Genomic DNA, 16,935 nt, shown 5'->3' with positions numbered 1-16,935 from the left:
GCCGAGGCCGCGGACCGGCCGCCCGGCGTCCGAGGTCATCAGTAGTGCACCTTGCGCTCGATGAACCTGAACTGGATCGCGGTCAGCGCGATGACGACCGCCATCAGGATCACGCTCTGCGCGGCGGAGGAGCCGAAGTTCAGGTTCTGCACGCCGTCCAGGTACACCCGGTAGATCAGCGTCGTCGTCGCCTGGCCGGGCCCGCCCTGGGTCAGCGCGTGGATGATGCCGAAAGTGTCGAAGAAGGCGTAGACGACGTTGACCACAAGCAGGAAGAAGCCGGTCGGCGCCAGCAGCGGGAAGACCACGGTCCAGAAGCGCCGGGCCGGCCGTGCGCCGTCGATCGCCGCCGCCTCGAGCACGGAGCGTGGGATGGATTGCAGGCCGGCGAGGAAGAAGATGAAGTTGTAGCTCACCTGTTTCCAGGCGGCGGCGAGGATCACCAGCAGCATCGCCTGGTCGCCATTCAGCTTGTAGTCCCATGGCACGCCGAGGCCATTCAGCATTCGGCCGAACAGGCCGATCTGCGGGTGGAACATGAACAGCCACAGAACCGCCGCGATGGCCGGCGCCACCGCATAGGGCCAGACCAGCAGCGTCTTGTAGGCGTTCGCGCCGCGGATCGCCTTGTCCGCCTGCACCGCCAGGAACAACGCCGCGGACAGCGCCGAGAACGCAACCGCGGAGGAGAAGACGACGGTGTTCCAGACCACGCCGAGGTAGTTCGGATCGGCCAGGATCTCCGCGAAATTCTCGAAGCCCACGAAGTCGCGGGAGAGGCCGAAGGCGTCCTCGCGCAGGAAGGAGCCGTAGATCGCCTGGCCCGCGGGCCAGAAGAAGAACACGCCGGTGATGAGAAGCTGCGGCAGCAGAAGCAGGTAGGGGAGGGCGACGCCCTTGAAGATCACCTTCTTGCGCAAGCGGGCGGGCCTCCGTGGTGTCCGATGCGGAAATCTCCCCAACCCTGCCCCTCCCCCGCAAGGGCGGGGGAGGGGACGAGGGGAGATCAGCCCCGATTGGCGCGCTCGAAGTTGCGCAGCACCTGGTTGCCGCGGGTCACGCTGGCCGCCAGCGCCTGCTGGGCGGTCTGTTGCCCCTGGAAGGCCTTCTCCATCTCCTCCTGCATGATGTCGCGGATCTGCACGAAGCCGCCGAGGCGGATGCCGCGGTTGTTGTCCGTGCTGGCGCCGCGGAGCATCTGCTCGATCGGCACCTCGGCGCCGACATTCTCCGGCTTGCTGTAGAAGCCCTGGGCCTTCGCGTATTCAAAGCCGGAGCGGGTGATCGGCAGGTAGCCAGTGTCCATGTGCCACTGGCCGGCCACGTCCGGCCTGGCGAGATAGGCGAAGAACTCGGCGATCGCGCGCTGCTCGGCCTCGGCGCGCGGCGCGCTCGGGCCACCGTTCATCGCCCAGAAGCTGGCGCCGCCGATGATGCTGTTCGCCGGCGCGTTCCGCACCCCCTCATAGTAGGGCAGCATCGCCACGCCCCAGTTGAACTGCGCCTCCCGCTGCACGCGGGCGCGGAAGCCGGAGGAGGTGGTCATGATGGCGCAGTCGCCGGCAGGGAAGGCGGGCTCGCCAGAGTTGTTGCGGCCGCCGTAGCGGAAGATGCCTTCCTTCTGCCAGTTCACGAGGTTGCCCAGGTGGCGCTGCATCAGCTCGTTGTTCACGGCAAGCTCGGTGTTCAAGCCGCCGAAGCCGTTGGCGAGCGTGGCGAGCGGGATGTCGTGGATGGCGCTAAACTGCTCCACATGCACCCAGGTCGGCCAGGCGGTGGACATCGGCACGGCGATGCCGGCCGCCTTCATCTTCTTCAGCGCCTCCTCCACGCCGCCCCAGGTGGTGGGGAACTGGTCGGGGTTCAGCCCGGCGCGGCGGAAGGCGTCCTTGCTGTAGTAGGTGATCGCGGTCGAGCTGTTGAACGGCATCGACATCTGCTTGCCATCGGCCGCCGCGTAGTAGCCGCGCACGCCAGGCAGGAAGTCGTCGAAGTTGATGTTCACACCGGTGCGGGACAGCAGCTCGTGCACCGGGATGACCGCGCGGCCGGCATTCATCATGGTGCCGGTGCCGACCTCGAACATCTGCACGATGTGCGGCGCCTGGCCGGCGCGGAAGGCGGCGATCGCGGCCACCATCGTCTCCGGGTAGGAGCCTCGATAGCTCGGCACCAGCCGCGCGCGGGACTGGCTGGCGTTGAAGTCGGCGACCACCTTCTCGAGGATGCCGCCGAGCGGCTGCGACAGGCCGTGCCAGAACTGGATCTCGACCGGCTGCTGCGCTGCGGCGGGTCGGATCGCGGCGCCAAGGCCCAGCGTGGCGGCGCCGGTCATCAGGGTGCGGCGGTACATGGGCTTTCCTCTCCCAGGGTGTGTGGCCGCGGGCTGGTAGACCGACCGCGTTGCAGCCTTCTTACAATCTTATGACAGACCGATGAAGGGCTTTACGCGACTGTCGCCGCCGCCCGCAGGCCGCTGATCATCGAGGAGCGCAGAAGGTGCTCCCGCGCCCGCACCGGGTCGCCGGCGGTGCGCTGAAGCTCCGTTAGCATCTCGGCGCGCCTAGCCGGGTCGGTCTCGCGCATGCGGGCGCGGTTGCGGTCGGCCTGGGCAATGATCTCGCGCTCCGCCACCGGGCGCCGGCGGCGGGTGTAGCGGTCGAGCAGCGACTCGTCCGCCTCGTTGCGCCAGACGGGGGCGAGGGTGGCGGCAAGCTCCATCGCGTCGTGGATGCCGCCATTCATGCCCATCCCGCCGGAGGGGCTGTTGAGATGCGCCGCATCGCCCGCCAGCATCAGGCGCCCGCTGCGGTAGCTCTCCACGATGCGCTGGTGGACGCGATACGGGCGCAGGTCCGGCACGTCATAGGGCGTGCCCTTGGGGTGGATCGCCTGCAGCTTGCGCTCGATCGCCTCGGGGCGCAGCGCGTCCTCCACCGTTTCGCCCGGCGCGGGGTAGAGGCTGGCGCGCCACCTGCCGGGCACGCGCAGCAGCGAGAAGGTGCCGCTGAAGGCCGGGTGCTGCGTCCAGATGTAGTTCACGTTGGACAGCCCCTCGAACACCGCGGCGAAGTCGAAGGGGGTGGTGGCGAGGATGGTGGTCTCGGGATAGGTGTCGCCCGGGAAATCCAGGCCCATGGCGCGCCGCACCTCGCTCCGCGCCCCGTCGCAGCCGACCGCATAGGGCACGCGCAGCGGGTCGAAGCCGGTGCCGGACAGCGTCACGCCATCGGCATCCTGCGCCACCTGCTCGACGCGGCAGCCGAAGCGGAGATCGACGGCATCCGCATGCTCGGCGCGCAGCTTCGCCAGCAGCAGGCGGGAGAGCTTCCACTGCTCCGCTTGCAGCCGGTAGGGATGCGCGGTGTCGTCCTTCAGCACGCCGAGGTCGAAGACGGCGCGGGCGCCATCCTCGTGCCGGCGCACCTGCCAGGTCGGCGTCACCAGCCCCTGCGCGATCAGCGCCTCCGCCACGCCGAGTTCGTCCAGCATGTCGAGGCTTGGCGGGTGGAAGGTGGAGGCGCGCAACGCCTCCGAGATGTCGGCCTCGGCCTCCAGCACGAGGCTCGGCAGGCCGAGCATCGCGAGGCGCAGCGCCAGCACCAGCCCCACTGGACCGGCGCCGACGATGGCAATGCGCTGATCCATACGTCGTCAGCTTTCGCGCGCCAGCAGGCTTTCGAGGTACGTGCCATAGCCGCTGTTGCGCAGCGGCCTGGCCAGCGCGCGCAGCTGCTCGGCATCCACGAAGCCCATGCGCCAGGCGATCTCCTCCGGCGAGGCGACCTTCTGGCCGGTGCGCTTCTCGATCACGCGGATGAACTCGCCGGCTTCCAGCAGGCTGTCATGCGTGCCGGTGTCGAGCCAGGCATAACCGCGGCCGATCTGCGTGACGCGCAGCGTGCCCTCGCTCAAGTACACGCGGTTGAGATCGGTGATCTCCAGCTCGCCGCGCGCAGAGGGCTTCAGCGCACGGGCCAGGGCCGGGGCGCGCTGGTCGTAGAAGTAGAGACCCGTCACCGCCCAATCGGAGCGCGGCTGCCTCGGCTTCTCCTCGATGGTGAGCGCACGGCCGGCGGCGTCGAACTCCACCACGCCGTAGCGCTCGGGGTCGGCGACGCGATAGGCGAAGACGGTGGCGCCGGTCGCCGTGGCGCCCTTCGCTTCCGCAAGCCGCTCCTGCAAATCGTGGCCGTGGAACAGATTGTCGCCGAGCACGAGGGCGGAGGGCGCGCCGGCGAGGAACTCCTCCGCCAGGATCAGCGCGCGGGCGATGCCGTCCGGCTTCTCCTGCACGCAATACTCGATGCGGATGCCCCAGGCCGCGCCATCGCCGAGCAGGCGCTGGAACAGCGGCAGGTCGTGCGGCGTCGAGATCAGCATGATCTCGCGGATGCCTGCCAGCATCAGCACCGAAAGCGGATAGTACACCATCGGCTTGTCGTAGACCGGCAGCAGCTGCTTGGAGACGGCGAGTGTGGCCGGATGCAGCCGGGTGCCCGCGCCGCCCGCGAGGACGATGCCCTTCATGTGTTCGTCTCCTTCACCGGGCCGACCAGGACGTCTAGGCAGCGCGCCAGCGAGGCGCGCCAGTCGGCCGGCGCGATCCCATGCACGCGGCCGATCTTTGTGCAGTTCAACCGCCCATCCGCCGGTCGCCGCGCCTTCGTCGGATACTCGGCGGTGGTGATCGGCACCAGCCGGGGGCGCGGATGGCCGCGGCGCGCGGCCTGGTCGAGGATCTCTGCGGTGAAGCCGTGCCAGGTGGTGTGCGGCGCGCCGGTCAGGTGGAACAGGCCGAAGGCCTCGTCCCCGGCGGGTGCGGCCAGCAGGCGCGGCGCCATGCGCGCGACGGCCTCGGCGAGGTCGGCGGCGAAGGTGGGGGCGCCGCGCTGGTCGGCGACGATGCGCAGCTCCTCGCGCTCCTGCGCCAGGCGCAGCATGGTCTTGAGGAAGTTGGCGCCGTCCGCGCTGCACACCCAGGCGGTGCGGATCACCACGCTGCGCGGATTGGCGGCGAGCACGGCGCGCTCGCCTGCCTCCTTGGTGGCGCCATAGGCGCCGAGCGGGTTCACCGCATCGCCTTCGACATAGGGCGCGCCCTTCAGCCCGTCGAAGACGTAGTCGGTGGAGAAATGCACGAAGGGCGCGCCGCGCGCCGCGGCCGCCTCGGCCAGCCAGCCGGCGCCGGTGGCGTTCACCGCCTGTGCCAGCTCGGGCTGGTCCTCGGCCCGGTCCACGGCGGTGTAGGCGGCGGCGTTCACCACCAGGTCGGGCGAGGCCGCCGTCATCGCCGCGGCGATGCTCTCCCGGCTGGTGAGGTCGAGTTCCGGCGGTTCGAGCGCGGTGAGCTCATGCCCCTCGGGCGCCAGCCGGGCGAGCAGCGCGCGCGCCACCTGGCCTTCGCGCCCGGCGACGAGGATCCGCATCAGAACACCGCCCCGAGTTCGGCCAGGCGCGGCCAGCGACGGTCCTTGTCCGAGAGGATCGCCGCATCGGGCGCCACGCCCCATGCGATGCCGAGCGCCGGGTCGTCCCAGGCAAGCCCGCGGTCGCAGTCCGGCGCGTAGGTGTCGGTGACCTTGTAGGCCACCTCGGTATTCGCCTCGCGCGTCACGAAGCCATGCGCGAAGCCGACGGGAACATAGAGCATCAGGCCATTCTCGGCCGAGAGTTCGGCGGCGATATGGCGGCCATGGGTCGGCGAGCCGGGGCGGAGGTCCACCGCCACGTCCAGCACCCGTCCGCGCAGCACGCGCACCAGCTTGGCCTGCGCCCGTGGCGGCAGCTGGAAATGCAGGCCGCGCAGCGTGCCGATGGAGGTGGACACGGAATGGTTGTCCTGCACGAACTCCTCGGCGATGCCGAGGGCGGCAAAGTCGCGCCGGCTGTAGGTCTCGGCGAAGACGCCGCGGGCGTCGCCGAAGCGACGCGCCGCGATCAGCAGCGGGCCCGGAATGGCCAGCGGCCGCGCCTCGAAGTTGCCGGCGCGGGCGGCCTCCGGCGAGCTGGACGGCCCGGTCTTCTCGTCCGGCATCGGCAATGTCCCTCGCGATCTGGTTAATGGCGCCTCAATAACCGATGGTTGTATCGACCGGAAGCGCCGTGCCGGCATCACGTCTCTGCTTCCGGCTCCGGATCGAGCCCCGCGGCCAGCCGCTCCACCAGCTCGAGTTGCCGCGGCAGGCAGACGCTGCGCAAATCGTAACGGTCCACGATGCTGCGACGCGCGGCAGCGGCGAGCGGCGCGTGGCCCGCCGGGTCGGCGAGCACGCCGAGCACGCTGCGGGCGATCGCCTCCGGCTCGAAGAAGGGCACCAGCAGGCCGTTCTCGCCATGGGTGATGGCCTCGGCCACCGGCGGCGTGTCGGAGCCGACCACCACCGCGCCGCAGGCCATGCTCTCCAGCATCGACCAGGACAGCACGAAGGGGTAGGTGAGATAGACATGCGCGGCGGTGACGCGGAACAGCTGATGCAGCGCGTCATGCGGTACGCGGCCGGTGAAGTGGATGCGGGAGAGGTCGAGCCGGCCCTCCATCTCGGCCAGGATCCTTTCCTTCCAGCTTGCCGCGCCCTCCGGCTTGCGGCCATAGGAGACCTCGTCGCCACCGACCACCACCGCGTGCAGGTCCCGCCGTTCCTTCTGCATGATGGCCAGCGCCTGCATGAAGGAGGGGAAGCCGCGATAGGGCTCCAGATTGCGGGCGACGTAGGAGATCACCGGATCGCCCCTGCGGAACTCCCGGCCCTCCGGCGTGCGGAACACCGCGCCCTCTCGCGGGGCGCAGCGCACGGTGTCCACGCCTTCGTGCAGGCAGGTCATGCGCCGGCGCGCCCAGTCCGGGTAGCGGCTCCATTGCCAGCGGGTCGGGCTGACGCCCCAATCGGCCGCCTGCAGCGAGATCAGCTGCGTCGCGTTCAGCACGCGCACCCGCGCCGCATCGTCGAGCGAAACCCCCTGCGCCGGGTCGAAACCCAGGTCCTGGCCGAAGGCGTTGTAGTAGAATTCCCAGTAGTAGAGGGTTCGGGCGCGTGGGAAGACATCCTTGAGGAACAGCCCTTCGCCCCAGCCGGGGTGGCAGACGATGATGTCGGGCTTCAGCCCTTCCTGGTCGCGCAGCTGGACCAGGCGGTTGGCAAGTTGCTGGCCACGCCGCACTGCGCCTTCCAGGGGGCGGATGTAGCGATGCGTCTGCTCGCCCGCGCCGCGCGGCGGGCCATAGGAGACGTAGCGCACGCCCGGTGCGGCATAGCCAGGCTTCTCGCCAACGCCCCAGACCTGCACACCGGTGCGCGCGGCCAGCGCCGGCGCCAGATGGGCATACTGGCCCGGGAAGTTCTGGTGCACGAACAGCGCGCGCAGCGGGCGTCGAGGCTGGAAATCGGGCATGCTGGGTCCGGTGGTGTCGTTCCGCGAGGCTGCTTGCAGCCCCGAGGCGGGTCAAGCCGGCGCCAGGCGGCGCGGCGCACCATGCTCCCGCACCCGTGACCGGCGGCGGGGGAGGCCCGCTGGCCGCCAGCGGCTACCAGAGACAGCGCAACGAACGGAGAGACGAGCGGATGGCGAAGGAGGAGAGGGGGCGGCGGCGTGGCGCAGCGGCACTGGAGCCGCTGTGGTGGCGCGATGCGGTCATCTACCAGCTGCACCCGAAATCCTTCATGGACAGCAACGATGATGGCATCGGCGACTTCCCGGGGCTGATCGCCCGCCTGGATCACATCGCCGGGCTCGGCGTGGACGTGATCTGGCTGCTGCCCTTCTACCCCTCGCCCTTGAAGGATGACGGGTACGACATCAGCGACTACACCGGGGTCAATCCCGACTACGGCAAGCTCTCGGATTTCCGCCGCTTCGTGCAGGAAGCGCATGCGCGCGGGCTGAAGGTGATCACCGAGCTGGTCATCAACCACACCAGCAGCGATCATCCCTGGTTCCAGCGCGCCCGCCACGCGCCGCCCGGCTCGCGCGAGCGGGACTGGTATGTCTGGTCCGACGACGACAAGCGCTATGCCGGCACGCGCATCATCTTCTGCGACACCGAGACCTCGAACTGGACCTGGGACCCGGTGGCCAAGGCGTACTATTGGCACCGCTTCTACAGCCACCAGCCGGACCTGAACTTCGACAATCCGCGCGTCATCGCCTCGGTGCTGCGGGTGATGCGGTTCTGGCTCGACATGGGCGTGGATGGGCTGCGGCTGGACGCCGTGCCCTACCTGATCGAGCGCGAGGGCACCAGCAACGAGAACCTGGCCGAAACCCACGCCATCCTCCGCCGCATCCGCGCCGAGCTCGACCGCCGCTATCCCAACCGCATGCTGCTGGCCGAGGCGAACATGTGGCCGGAGGACGTGCAGCAGTATTTCGGCGAAGGCGACGAGTGCCACATGTGCTTCCACTTCCCGCTGATGCCGCGCATGTACATGGCGGTGGCGCAGGAGGACCGCTTCCCGATCACCGACATCCTCCGCCAGACGCCGGACATCCCCGAGGGCTGCCAGTGGGCGATCTTCCTGCGCAACCACGATGAACTCACGCTGGAGATGGTGACGGATTCCGAGCGCGACGCGCTGTGGAACACCTACGCCGCCGACAAGCGCGCCCGCATCAACCTCGGCATCCGCCGCCGCCTTGCGCCCCTGATGGAACGCGATCGCCGGCGGATCGAGCTGATGAACGGCCTGCTGCTCTCGATGCCGGGGACGCCGGTGATCTACTACGGCGACGAGATCGGCATGGGCGACAATGTCTACCTGCGCGACCGCGACGGGGTTCGCACGCCGATGCAGTGGTCGCCCGACCGCAATGGCGGCTTCTCGCGCGGCGACCCGGCCGCGCTGGTGCTGCCGCCGATCCAGGATCCGCTCTACGGCTTCCAGGCGGTGAACGTCGAAAGCCAGCTGCGCGACCCGTCCTCCCTGCTGAACTGGACGCGGCGGATGCTGGCGGTGCGCAAGCGCACCAAGGCGTTCGGGCGCGGCAGCATGCGGCTGCTCTACCCCGGCAACCGCAAGGTGCTGGCCTATCTGCGGGAATGGGAAGACGAAGTCTTCCTGTGCGTGTTCAATCTCTCACGCGCGGCGCAGGCGGTGGAGCTGGACCTGTCCGAGCTCGCCGGCCGCGTCCCGGTGGAGATGCTGGGCGGCACCGCCTTCCCGCCGGTCGGCACGCTGCCCTACCTGCTGACCCTGCCACCCTATGGCTTTCACTGGTTCGTCCTGGCGCCGGATGTCGCCATGCCGACCTGGCATGTGCCGGCACCGGAGCCGCTGCCGGAGCTGCGTACGCTGGTGGTCCGCTCCGGCACATCCTCGCTCGGCGCCGAAGCGAGCGCGGCGCTGGAACGCGAGGTGCTGCCCGCCTGGCTGCCACGCCGGCGCTGGTTCGACGGCCCCGAGGCCCAGGCGGAGGGCGCCCGCTTCGCCTACGCCGTCCCTCTGACGCCCAACGGGCGGGTGCAGCTGGCCGAGGTGGAGACGCGCAGCCGCCATGGCAGCGCACGTTGGTGCCTGCCGCTCGCCGTGGTCGGCGAGGAGGACGCCGCCAAGCCCGCCGGCCAGCTCGCGCTGGCCCGGCTGCGCCAGGGGCCACGCGTCGGCCTGCTGACCGATGGCGCGGCCGGCGAGGCCTTCCCGCGCGCGGTGCTCGCCGCCTGCCGGGAGGGGCGGCGGATCGCCACAGCGGATGGCGAGTTGCGCTTCCTCGCCACCTCGGCGCTCGGTGCGCTCGAGCTGCCGGATGCGCCGGAGGTGCGGCGCATCGGCGGCGACCGGCACAACAGTTCCATCGTCATCGGCGAGCAGGTCGTGCTCAAGCTGCTGCGCCACCTGCATCCCGGCCTGCATCCCGAGGCCGAGATGGCGCGCCACCTGACGGAAGCCGGCTACACCGGTATGCCGGCGCTGCTCGGCGAGGTGGTGCGCTGCGATCCTGACGGGACGCAGCATACGCTGATGCTGCTCAACGCCTTCGTCCGCAACCAGGGCGACGCCTGGGCCTGGACGCTCGACTGGCTGGCCCGCACCGTTGACGAGGCGGCGCTGACCGAATCCGAACCGGATGAGCCGTTGGCCGGCTATCTCCCGCTGGCCGAGGCGATCGGCCGGCGGCTTGCGCAGCTCCATCTGGTCCTCGCTAGGCCGAGCGCCGACCCGGCCTTCGCGCCGGAGTCCGTGCCCGCCGAAACCGTGCGGGGCTGGGCGTCGGAGGCCGCCGCCGCGGCGTCCCGCGCGCTGCGGGTGCTGGCGCGCCCCGGCATGGTGGGACCGGGGGCCGAGGAGACGCTGGCGAAGGAGCTGCTCGGCCGGCGCGACTCGCTGCTCGCTGCCATCGAGGCTGCGGCACCGCAGGCCGATGGGTTGATCGCCACGCGCATCCACGGAGATTTCAATCTCGGGCAGGTCCTGGTCTCGCCCGGCGACGCGACGATCCTGGATTTCGAGGGCAAGCTCGGCCGCAGCGTGGCCGATCGCCGGGCCAAGAGCAGCCGCTGGCGCGACGTCGCGGGGTTGCTGCGCAGCCTCGACTACGCGGCGGCCGTGGCCACTGCGACGGAGGAGAGCGGGACCGCGACCGCGGCGCCCACACCGCGCCGGATCGAGCTGATCGCCCGCTGGCGCCAAGCGGCCGGAACCGCCTTCCTGGCGGCCTACCGTGCCGCCTGGGAAGCCGAGGCGGGGCCACTGCCAGCGGGCGCGGAGCGTTTGCTCGACCTCTTTCTGCTGGAGCAGGCCGCCAACGAACTGGTCGAGGACGCGGCCGAGCGGCCCGCCTGGCTGCCTGTCGCGTTGCGCGGGCTGGCGGAGTTCGCGGGAAAACTGCTCGATGAAATACAACCTGGAGGCGATGACCTCAGTTGACGGGAGTAATGTATACACTTAGACGGAATAACTGCTGGCTCTCGCTCCCGTGAGCGACGAGTCGGCGGCGCCGCCGGTGCGGCGTCCCTGACCTCACGCCAGGGAGCCCCGAATGAACCTCAACGTCCTCGTGCGCGGCCAGTCCAATGCGATCCTGATGATGGAGAGCGGGGGGTGGGCTGGCCATGCCGCGCTGCAGAGCGAGGTGCAGCGGCTACTCGGGTTCGACGGTGTCAACGAAACCGTCTCGCTGGTCTATGACCGCTATGATGCAAACAGCAGCACAGCGGTCGGCGGCACCGCACTGATCGGCGACTGGCTGCAGGCGCGGGACGGCGACTGGCGGCAGGGCTGGAGCAACGGCGCGCACGAGCAGGCGCTGCTCAACAGGGTCAATGGGCTCCCTGCCGCGCAGAAGGACGACCCGACCGCCACGCTCTGGATGCACAGCGAGTACGACAGCACGAACGCTGCCCTGACGGCGGAGCAATGGGTTTCGGCGGTTCGCTTCGATGCGCAGCAGGTCCGTGCCGCCCTCGGCCAGGGTGCGGAGACCACGCCTTATCTGTTCGTCTCGGCGATGCCCTATTGGGGCACGACATCGGGACACAATGCGATCCGGCAGGGGATGGAGCAGCTTGCCGCGGAGGCCGGGTTCAACGCCGCGATCGCCGCCCGTGCGCTCGATGTCGACATCGACAACGACGACATGGACGGCAATGGCGCCACCCGCGATTACGGCGGCCCGCACATGGATGCCGAGGACGGGTTGCAGACGGTGCTGCGCGCCGCCCGTGCCATCGCCGAGGAGTTCGCGCAATACGCTAGGCCCGGCTCGCCGGTCGCCGCGGCGGGCGGCAACATCGCCGATGCCGGGCCGCAGGTGATCCGCGCCGAGTTGGTCGGCAGCAACCAGCTGCGCATCGACGTGGCACATGATGCGGCGGGCGGCTTCCAGGCGCTGGATGCGGATGCCGCGAACGGCGTCGGCTGGTCGGTGTTGTCCGGCGACGGCCAGGTGACCGGCCGGGCGGTCTCGATCGTCGATGCCGACACGCTGCTGGTCACCTTCTCCGGCGAGGTCGCAGCGGACGGCGTGCTGCATTACGGCTATGGCTATGGCCGGCTGGCCGGCGCCGATGGCAGCGGGCGCGGCAACGCCGTGTACGACGATGCGGGCCTGCCGATCTGGGTGGCGGCGACCGGCCTCAGGGTCGGCACCAGCACCGCACCGGCCGAGCCGGTCAAGGCGCCCGCGCCGGCACCCTCGCCAGCGCTACCGCCGCAGACCGGCGGCATTTCGCGGGAAGGTACTGCGTCCAGCGACACGCTGCGCGGGAATGTCGGCGCGGACACGCTCGACGGCGGCCCGGGCAACGACCTGCTGCAGGGCCTCAACCGGCCCGACATCCTCTCTGGCGGCGACGGGTTCGACACGCTGGTCGGCGGCGGCGGGGCCGATGTGCTGCTGGGCGGCGCAGGCAACGATGCGCTGCGCGGCGGCCAGGGCAACGATCGCATCGCGACCGGCGACGGCATAGACCGTGTGGTCTTCGGCAGCGGCGACGGCGCCGACCTGGTCAGCGACTTCAACATCAACACCGACCGCGTGCATCTGGTCGGCGTGACCACCGCGCAGGTCGTCGCGACGGTGAAGACCCTCGGCGGCGAGTCCGGACTGGAGTTGCGACTACCGGGCGGCGAGACCCTGTTCCTGGAGGGCCTCGGCATGGCGACGCCGGCGCAGCTCGGCCTGAAGGGCAGCTTCGCCGGGACCAGCCCGGCACCGGCGCCGGTCGGCCCCTCCCTTCCGGCGACCGCTTCGACAGTCACCGGCACCGCGGGCGATGACTGGCTGAAGGGCGGCGCGGGCGCCGAGCTGCTGCTCGGCGGCGACGGCTCCGACGATCTGCAGGGGCTGGATGGCGACGACGTGCTGCGCGGCGGCCGGGACCATGACGGGCTGACCGGCGGCGCAGGGGTGGATACCTTCGCCTTCGCCCGTGGCGACGGCTATGACTGGGTGGTGGATTTCCAGCCTGGGATCGAGACGATCTGGCTGGAGGGCATCACCGCCGGCGAGGTCACCCAGGCCGTGGAAAGCCGCTGGGGAATGCTGGGCCTGGAGCTCGATTTCGGCGGCGGCGACGAGATCTTCCTCCAGGGCGTCGGCCAGCCGATCGCGACGACCGACATGGTCTTCGCCTGACCGTCGCTTCCGCCTCCCCCGCGGTGCGGGGGAGGCTCGGGGGTGCCGGCGATCCCGCTGCAGCCCTGCGACCGGCCCTCGACCGCGGCGCAGGGTCTGCTTAACTGCTCGACATGGTCGGGACCTCCATCGCCTTTACGCTGAACGGGCGGCCGCAGACGCTGCCGCGCGGAACCTCGCCGACCACGCCGCTGCTCGACTGGTTGCGCGGGCCTGCCGGGCTCACCGGCACGAAGGAGGGCTGCGCCGAGGGCGATTGCGGTGCCTGCACCGTGGTGCTGGAAGGGGCCGACGGTGCGCGAACGCCCATCAATGCCTGCCTGGCCTTGCTCGGCCAGTTGCACGGCCGTGCCATCCGCACCGTGGAGGGGCTGCGCGGTCCGGACGGCGCGCCGCACCCGATCCAGGTGGCGATGGCCGAGAGCGACGGCACGCAATGCGGCTTCTGCACGCCGGGCATCGTCATGTCCGGCTGGGCGCACGCGCGCCACGGCGGCGAGGTGCATGAGGCGCTGGCCGGCAATCTCTGCCGCTGCACCGGCTACCGGCCGATCGTCGAGGTCCTTTCATCGGTTGCCGATGACGGTGCCTCGCCGCCCGACCTGCCGCAGCCGGGCGCCGCACGCTTCGAGGCGCCGGGCCAGGTGTTCCACCTGCCGGCCACGCTGGACGACGCGCTGGCGCTGCGCGCGGAGCACCCCGATGCGTGGCTTTTGGCCGGGGGCACCGATCTCGGCCTGCGCGTGTCGGATCATCGCGAGATCCCTGCCGCGGTGATCTGCCTGCTGAACGTGCCGGAGCTGCACGCAATGCAGGTGACGCCAGCCGGGCTGACGATCGGCGCGGCGGTGCCCTATGGCAGGCTGCTCGACCTCTTGCGCGCGGAGCCCGGCTTTGCGTCGTTCGGCGCGCTGCTGGCGCGGCTCGGCTCGCGGCAGATCCGCGGGTTGGGGACGCTCGGTGGCAATCTCGGCACCGCCTCGCCGATCGGCGACGCGCTGCCGCCGCTCGTGGCGCTGGGTGCGGTGGTACGGATCGCCTCTTCGCGCGGCGCACGGGAGATGCCGGTGGAGGCCTTCCTCACGGGCTACCGGACCAACGCGCTGGCCGCGGACGAGGTGATCGTCTCCGTCTTCCTGCCGCGGCCGGCGGCGGAGGCGCATTTCGCCTGCGAGAAGGTCAGCAAGCGCCACGACCAGGACATCGCGACGGTCGGCGCGGCGATGCTGCTGCGCGAGCAGGAGGGGCTGGTCGGCGCGGCGCGGCTGGCCTTTGGCGGCGTCGGGCCGACGGTGGTCCGCGCGACGCAGGCCGAGGCGGCGCTGCTCGGGAAGCCTTTCGACGAGACGAGCATCGCGGCTGCCGCCGAGGCGCTGACGCAGGATGTCGCGCCGCTCTCGGATTGGCGCGGCAGCGCGGGCTACCGACTGGCGGTGGCGCAGGGCCTGCTGCGGCGGCTGCATCTGCGCGCGACGCGGCCCGACCTGGTCCACGAGGTGACGGCCTTCGCGGAGGTGGTGTGATGGACCGCCCGCTCCCGCGCGTCCCGGCGGAGCCGGGCGGACGGAAGAGTGGCCCTAGCGCCGCGCTGCGCCACGACAGCGCGCTCAGGCACAGCACCGGCGAGGCGCGCTACGCCGATGACATCCCGGAGGTGCCCGGCACGCTGCATGCCGCGCTGGTGCTCTCGACCGTGCCGCATGGCAGGCTGACCGCGCTCCACACCGAAATCGCACGCGCAATGCCGGGCGTGGTCGCGGTGCTCGGCGCACGCGACATCCCTGGCGAGAACGACATCGCTCCGGCGGCGAAGGGCGAGCCGCTCTTCGCCGATCCGCTGTTGGAGTTCGCGGGGATGCCGCTGGCGCTCGTCGTCGCGGCCGCGCGCGACGAGGCGCTGCGCGCCGCGCAGGCGGTGACGGCGGAGATCGCGCCGCTGGAGCCGGTCCTGACCATCGAGCATGCGCTGCAACTCGGGCAGAACGTCGTGCCGCCGCAGGTGATCCGCCGTGGCGATGCCGCCGCCGCCATCGCCGCGGCGCCGCGCAAACTTACGGCGGAGTTCCGCGCCGGCGGGCAGGAGCATTTCTACCTGGAAGGCCAGGTCGCGCTGGCGACGCCGGGGGAGGGCGGGGACATCGCCGTGGTGTCCTCCACGCAGCACCCCTCGGAGGTGCAGCACATCGTCGCCCGCGTGCTGGGCTGCGACTACAACCGCGTCACGGTCACCTGCCGGCGCATGGGCGGCGGCTTCGGCGGCAAGGAGAGCAATGCGAGCTGGGTGGCCGCCGCGGCGGCGCTCGCCGCGCGCATCACCAACCGCCCGGTGAAGCTGCGCCTGCCGCGGCGCGCCGACATGATCGCCACCGGCAAGCGGCACCCCTTCCTCTACCGCTGGACCGCCGGCTTCGACGAGACCGGCCGCATCGCCGGGCTGGAGGCGCTGCTCGCCGCCGATGGCGGCTGGAGCGTGGACATGTCGGGCGGCGTGGTGTTCCGCGCCATCACCCATGCGGTGAATTGCTGCGACGTGCCGGCGCTGACCCTGACCGCGCAGGCGGTGAAGACCAACACGGTCTCCCACACCGCCTTCCGCGGCTTCGGCGGGCCGCAGGGGGCGCTGCTGATGGAGGATGTGGTCCACCGCGTCGCCGCCGCGCTCGGCCGTACGCCGGAGGAGGTGCGCGCGCGCAACTTCCTCGGCGTCGGCGGCAACTCCGCCGAGCTGCCTTACGGCCAGAGCGTCGAGGGCGAGTTGATCGGCCGTGTCTGGGCGGAGGCGAAGCGCGACTCCGAATGGGATCGCCGGCGTGCGGAGATCGCCGCCTTCAACGCGCAGCATCCGGTGCTGCGGCGCGGCCTGGGATCCATGGTGCTGGCCTTCGGCATCTCCTTCGGCATCCAGCACCTGAACCAGGCCGGCGCCCTGGTGCATGTGTACAGCGACGGCTCGGTTCGCCTGAACCACGGCGGCACCGAGATGGGGCAGGGGTTGTTCGTGAAGATCGCGCAGGTGGTCTGCGATGTGTTCGGCGTGGATCTCGACCGCGTCGCCATCACCGCGACCAGCACGGCGGAAGTGCCGAACACCGCACCGACCGCGGCCTCCACCGGCTCCGACCTGAATGGCTGGGCCGCGCACAACGCGGCAACGGCGATCCGCGGGCGAATGGCGGAGGTCGCCGCCAGGCGTTGGGGCATCGCGCCGGAGGCGGTGGTCTTCGCCGACAACCGCGCCTGGGCCGAGCGCGTCGGCGGCAACGTGTTCCTGGAGTTCTCCGAGCTGGCGAAGCTCTGCTTCCTGGAGCGCGTCAGCCTTTCGGCCACCGGCTTCTACAAGACGCCCGACATCCATTGGGACCGCGAGGCGATGCGCGGCCATCCCTTCTTCTACTTCTCCTACGGCGCCGCGGTGGCCGAGGTGATCGTGGACACGCTGACCGGCGAACATCGCTGCCTCCGCGCCGACCTGCTGCAGGATTGCGGCCGCAGCCTCAACCCCGCCGTGGACCGCGGCCAGATCGAGGGCGCCTTCGTCCAGGGCATGGGCTGGCTGACCTGCGAGGAGCTGTGGTGGGACGCGGCGGGGCGGCTGCGCACCGTCGGGCCCTCCACCTACAAGATCCCCGGCTCGCGCGACGTGCCGCCAGTCTTCAACACGCGGTTGCTGGAGGGCGCGCCGGCGCGTGTCGAGACGATCTTCCGCTCCAAGGCCGTGGGCGAGCCGCCGCTGCTGCTGGCGACCAGCGTGTGGAACGCGCTGAAGGACGCCATCGGCACGCCCGCGCTCGATCTGCCGGCCACGCCGGAGCGCGTGCTGATGGCGCTTCGCGCAAAGGGCTGACACCGCGGCCCCGGAGTGGG

At 70.8% G+C, this 16,935-nt stretch carries 11 protein-coding genes; 4 read left to right on the top strand and 7 right to left on the bottom strand.

The features are described 5' to 3' along the window. Positions 1–38: 38 nt before the first annotated feature. The 7 genes from ugpA to ACESM1_RS09140 form a co-directional block, all read right to left on the bottom strand. Positions 39–920, bottom strand: coding sequence for a sn-glycerol-3-phosphate ABC transporter permease UgpA (gene ugpA, locus ACESM1_RS09170; RefSeq protein WP_372619428.1), 882 nt, complete (start codon positions 918–920; stop codon positions 39–41). 86 nt (positions 921–1,006) lie between these two features. Next, on the bottom strand, positions 1,007–2,353 hold the full coding sequence (gene ugpB, locus ACESM1_RS09165) for a sn-glycerol-3-phosphate ABC transporter substrate-binding protein UgpB (RefSeq protein WP_372619427.1): 1,347 nt from the start codon (positions 2,351–2,353) through the stop codon (positions 1,007–1,009). 92 nt (positions 2,354–2,445) lie between these two features. Continuing rightward, on the bottom strand, positions 2,446–3,648 hold the full coding sequence (locus tag ACESM1_RS09160) for an FAD-dependent oxidoreductase (RefSeq protein WP_372619426.1): 1,203 nt from the start codon (positions 3,646–3,648) through the stop codon (positions 2,446–2,448). A gap of 6 nt (positions 3,649–3,654) precedes the next feature. Beyond that, positions 3,655–4,530, bottom strand: coding sequence for a glucose-1-phosphate thymidylyltransferase RfbA (gene rfbA / locus ACESM1_RS09155; protein ID WP_372619424.1), 876 nt, complete (start codon positions 4,528–4,530; stop codon positions 3,655–3,657). Then, entirely contained in the window at positions 4,527–5,429 is a 903-nt protein-coding gene (gene rfbD, locus ACESM1_RS09150; RefSeq protein ID WP_372619422.1) for a dTDP-4-dehydrorhamnose reductase, read from the bottom strand. Before rfbD ends, rfbA begins: the two co-directional genes overlap by 4 nt. Further along, complete coding sequence (rfbC, locus tag ACESM1_RS09145) at positions 5,429–6,037, bottom strand: dTDP-4-dehydrorhamnose 3,5-epimerase (RefSeq protein WP_372619421.1); 609 nt, start codon at positions 6,035–6,037, stop codon at positions 5,429–5,431. The genes rfbD and rfbC overlap by 1 nt, the downstream gene beginning before the upstream one ends. A gap of 77 nt (positions 6,038–6,114) precedes the next feature. Further along, positions 6,115–7,392 carry a glycosyltransferase family 4 protein gene (locus ACESM1_RS09140; RefSeq protein ID WP_372619419.1) on the bottom strand — a complete coding sequence of 426 codons (1,278 nt, stop codon included), beginning with the start codon at positions 7,390–7,392 and terminating at the stop codon, positions 6,115–6,117. 170 nt (positions 7,393–7,562) lie between these two features. Here ACESM1_RS09140 and treS point away from each other — a divergent pair, with 170 nt between their 5' ends. The 4 genes from treS (at position 7,563) to xdhB (ending at position 16,915) form a co-directional block, all read left to right on the top strand. Then, complete coding sequence (gene treS, locus ACESM1_RS09135) at positions 7,563–10,862, top strand: maltose alpha-D-glucosyltransferase (RefSeq protein WP_372619418.1); 3,300 nt, start codon at positions 7,563–7,565, stop codon at positions 10,860–10,862. A gap of 112 nt (positions 10,863–10,974) precedes the next feature. Then, positions 10,975–13,071, top strand: a complete 2,097-nt coding sequence (locus ACESM1_RS09130; RefSeq protein WP_372619416.1) for a calcium-binding protein — start codon at positions 10,975–10,977, stop codon at positions 13,069–13,071. Positions 13,072–13,184: 113 nt separating this feature from the next. Beyond that, the gene (locus tag ACESM1_RS09125) at positions 13,185–14,594 is read left to right on the top strand and encodes a xanthine dehydrogenase small subunit (protein ID WP_372619414.1); all 1,410 of its coding nucleotides are present in this window, start codon (positions 13,185–13,187) and stop codon (positions 14,592–14,594) included. Then, the gene (gene xdhB, locus ACESM1_RS09120; protein WP_372619413.1) at positions 14,594–16,915 is read left to right on the top strand and encodes a xanthine dehydrogenase molybdopterin binding subunit; all 2,322 of its coding nucleotides are present in this window, start codon (positions 14,594–14,596) and stop codon (positions 16,913–16,915) included. The genes ACESM1_RS09125 and xdhB overlap by 1 nt, the downstream gene beginning before the upstream one ends. Positions 16,916–16,935 lie beyond the last annotated feature (20 nt).

It is taken from the genome of Falsiroseomonas sp., from assembly GCF_041690465.1.
Lineage (GTDB): Bacteria > Pseudomonadota > Alphaproteobacteria > Acetobacterales > Acetobacteraceae > Falsiroseomonas.
The sequence above is the reverse complement of the archived record's forward strand: the minus strand, read 5'-3'. Positions and strand labels throughout refer to the sequence as shown.

Excerpts from the sequence above, each read along its gene's own strand:
- ACESM1_RS09125 (WP_372619414.1), top strand. The coding sequence starts at position 13,185 with ATGGTCGGGACCTCCATCGCCTTTACGCTGAACGGGCGGCCGCAGACG.
- ugpB (WP_372619427.1), bottom strand. The coding sequence starts at position 2,353 with ATGTACCGCCGCACCCTGATGACCGGCGCCGCCACGCTGGGCCTTGGC.
- ACESM1_RS09140 (WP_372619419.1), bottom strand. The coding sequence starts at position 7,392 with ATGCCCGATTTCCAGCCTCGACGCCCGCTGCGCGCGCTGTTCGTGCAC.
- ACESM1_RS09160 (WP_372619426.1), bottom strand. The coding sequence starts at position 3,648 with ATGGATCAGCGCATTGCCATCGTCGGCGCCGGTCCAGTGGGGCTGGTG.
- rfbD (WP_372619422.1), bottom strand. The coding sequence starts at position 5,429 with ATGCGGATCCTCGTCGCCGGGCGCGAAGGCCAGGTGGCGCGCGCGCTG.
- ACESM1_RS09130 (WP_372619416.1), top strand. The coding sequence starts at position 10,975 with ATGAACCTCAACGTCCTCGTGCGCGGCCAGTCCAATGCGATCCTGATG.
- rfbA (WP_372619424.1), bottom strand. The coding sequence starts at position 4,530 with ATGAAGGGCATCGTCCTCGCGGGCGGCGCGGGCACCCGGCTGCATCCG.
- treS (WP_372619418.1), top strand. The coding sequence starts at position 7,563 with ATGGCGAAGGAGGAGAGGGGGCGGCGGCGTGGCGCAGCGGCACTGGAG.
- rfbC (WP_372619421.1), bottom strand. The coding sequence starts at position 6,037 with ATGCCGGACGAGAAGACCGGGCCGTCCAGCTCGCCGGAGGCCGCCCGC.
- xdhB (WP_372619413.1), top strand. The coding sequence starts at position 14,594 with ATGGACCGCCCGCTCCCGCGCGTCCCGGCGGAGCCGGGCGGACGGAAG.